General features: G+C 57.4%; 2 protein-coding genes. Both read left to right on the top strand.

What is annotated here, in order from left to right; all coding sequences use genetic code 11:
• Nucleotides 1-115 precede the first annotated feature (115 nt).
• Nucleotides 116-643: a phage tail protein I gene (locus tag ED901_RS13200; protein ID WP_122096183.1), complete on the top strand. Its 528-nt coding sequence runs from the start codon at nucleotides 116-118 to the stop codon at nucleotides 641-643.
• 9 nt (nucleotides 644-652) lie between these two features.
• On the top strand, nucleotides 653-2,457 hold a 1,805-nt coding region (locus ED901_RS25405; RefSeq protein WP_240993929.1), incomplete at its 3' end, for a phage tail protein.

Raw genomic sequence — 2,457 nt, 5'->3', positions numbered from 1 at the left:
CTGCACGTTGAGGGCGTCCAGCGGGTGGAGCTGAAAAGCCCGAAGGCCGACATCGAGCTGGATAAAACCCAGGCGTCATTCTGCACCGCCTACACCTTAAAAGTGGGTGGCTACGATGAGTGATCGCCTGCTGCCCGTCGGTTCATCCCAGCTTGAGGTGGCCGCCGCCGACGCCTGCGCCGCGCTTGAAAACGTACCGGTGCCGCTGCGGCAGCTCTGGGATCCGCTGACCTGTCCGGCAAAGTTTTTACCTTACCTGGCGTGGGCGCTGTCGGTTGACCGCTGGGATGAAAACTGGCCTGTCACCACCAAACGCCGCGTCATTCAGTCGGCCTGGTTCATTCACTGCCATAAGGGAACCATCGGTGCCATCCGGCGCGTGGTGGAGCCGCTCGGCTACCTGATCAACGTGACCGAGTGGTGGGAAACGAATGACGAACCGGGGACGTTTCGCCTGGACATCGGCGTGCTGGAAACCGGCATCACTGAAGAAATGTATTTAGAGATGGAGCGGCTAATCGCCGACGCCAAACCCGCAAGCCGCCATCTGATCGGCCTGACTATTACCCAGGACATCAAAGGCGACGTTTACATCGGCGCAGCACAGTACGTCGGCGAGCTGCTGACCGTCTACCCCGCCTAAGAGGACGATATGAGCACATTTAAATCCGTTGTCACCACGCTCGGCCAGGCGCGCATCGCGGCGGCCATTGCTGCGGGGACTGACATCAACATTACGCAGCTGGCCGTCGGCGACGGCAACGGCAAGGCAACAACGCCGGTTGCCACGCAGACAAAACTGGTGAAAGAGGTGTACCGCACGCCGCTCAATTCGCTGAAGCTTGACCCGTCGCACGGAAACTGGGTGATTGCCGAAGCGGTGCTGTCTGCCAGCGTGGGCGGCTTCTGGATGCGCGAAATGGGGCTGTTCAGCAGCGACGGCGCGCTGATTGCCGTCTGCAACATGGCGGACACCTATAAACCCACGTTGGCGGAAGGTTCAGGCCGCACGCAGACATTGCGGATGGTGATTGCGGTCAGCAACACCGAAGCGATCAGCCTGCTGATCGACGACTCGGTGATTATGGCGACGGAACAGTATGTGAACGACCTGCTGGCCGCGCATGAGAAATCACGCAACCACCCCGACGGCACCACGACGGCAAAGGGTTTTGTCCAGTTGAGCAGCCTGGTCAGCAGTACCAGCGAAGCGCTGGCCGCCACGCCAAAGGCGGTGAAGGCTGTGAATGACAACGCCAACAGCCGCGTCCCTTCCACCCGTAAAATTAACGGTAAGGCGTTAAGCGCTGACCAAACTCTGACGGCGGCGGACGTGGGCGCACTTGCTTCAACCGGCGGCTTGGTTACTGGCGAACTCAAAGGTACCTCTGCGGTATTTTCCGGCTCACTAACACAACGGGAAAGCATCGCAAGTTATCGACAACTGATCTCCAGAGCAGATGCGTTTTCAGCCTACACAACGTATAACCGGCTTGATCAGGTGGAAGGGATGCGACCTGGCTCAGTGATCGCTGTTGGCGATATTGCCGCCCGCCTTACAACAGCGGCGGGTGATCCCTATGGTCGCATTCTCGCCGGGGTGAGTTTTCAGTACAACACCACCGGCGGCGGAAGGTTAGTTCTCAATGCCAGAAATGACGCTGGGGTGGTTAAATCCGCTATCACCTTAGATGGCGATAGCGGCAATGCGACGTTTGCTGGTGACACCGAATTTAAAGGATTAGTGAGATTCAGCCGCCATGATGGTGCGTGTGAATTCAGTTCGTCAGATACTGCACATCCATTGATCTCGGTGAACTATTCAGGCGCAGGCAATTTCGGTTTTTGGGATACCACAAACGGCAGGTGGATCCTGCGGAAAAGAGCGTCAAACGTGACGAATGGCACGGCGGATAACTGGGTGATGGACGGCGGTCTGGAGGTTACCGGTGCGTATGGCCTGACACTGACCACCGCACTGCCTATTTCCAGCGGTGGCACCGGTGCAAAAACTGCAACCGACGCATTAAAAAATCTGGGTGGATTGCCGAGTAATGGCACGGCCGTGGCTGCAAGCAAATTAGCCACGGCGCGAAAAATTGCCGGTGTAGCGTTTGACGGCACGAAAGATATCAGTATCAGTGCAGGAAACGTCGACGCACTACCCTCGGGCGGTACCGCTGTCGCGGCTTCTAAACTCGCCACCGCCCGCAAAATTGCCGGTGTGGCCTTTGACGGCACCAAAGACATAAACCTCACCAACTCGAATGTCGGACTGGGGAATGTCGGGAACTTTGCCGCCGTTCAGCAAGGCGGCGGTGCCGGTATGCAGAGCAATAAAGTCTATATCGGCTGGACGGGTTCTAAGGTCAAAATTCAGGTAGATGCTTCAGATATGGGAGAGGTTTACACCACCAATTTCCCGCCGCCGCAGCAAGATTTGTCAGGGTATGTTCA

Origin of the sequence: Rahnella sp. Larv3_ips, from assembly GCF_003697865.1 — a bacterium.
GTDB classification, from domain to species: Bacteria; Pseudomonadota; Gammaproteobacteria; order Enterobacterales; family Enterobacteriaceae; genus Rahnella; species Rahnella rivi.
Note: the sequence above shows the minus strand (reverse complement) of the source record. Positions and strands in the feature narration are given on the sequence as shown.

Coding starts and splice junctions, on each gene's coding strand:
- ED901_RS13200 (WP_122096183.1), top strand. CDS start 116: ATGAGTGATCGCCTGCTGCCCGTCGGTTCATCCCAGCTTGAGGTGGCC.